This is a genomic window from Alcanivorax sp. HI0083, from assembly GCF_001635175.1.
This window is the reverse complement of record NZ_LWFX01001622.1, coordinates 1-436: the sequence shown is the minus strand read 5'-3', so window position 1 is coordinate 436 and position 436 is coordinate 1. Positions and strand designations below refer to the sequence as shown.

Here is a 436-nt window from a genome sequence, read left to right as displayed (position 1 = left end):
TCAGTCTGCTTTGGAAAAAACAAACCCGTCGCGGGGAAAATGCACCTGAATCTGCCCCACCACGGCATCATCGCGTCGAACCACCAGCGTGCTTTCATCGCAATAACACAGCTCGCCGAACACCGGATCACGGCCATAGTCTGACGGCGCGACTCGCACCGGCTGCCCCAACAATGGTTCTTGCTCAGCCTGGGCAGGCAAGTCGCGAGGGGCCGCCTGTCGAGCAATCTCCAGTGCGTCGTCCGCACTGATATCCTTGCGCGTACCCTGCCCGAAGGCCTGCATGCGATTCATCCAGGCATCCACTTTCGGGTGGCTGGCCGCAATGTTTCGCCCGGCCAGGTCACGGCGGAACCACAAGCTGTGGTACGCGGAAAAATCACCGGCATTGGGGGCATCGCCAAACAGGAAGTCCTGCGTCAGCAGGGTTTCCATA

General features: G+C 60.1%; 1 pseudogene. It reads right to left on the bottom strand.

What is annotated here, in order from left to right:
• Positions 1-436 (bottom strand): annotated as a pseudogene (locus A3754_RS23990) (glutathione S-transferase C-terminal domain-containing protein); the annotation flags it as partial.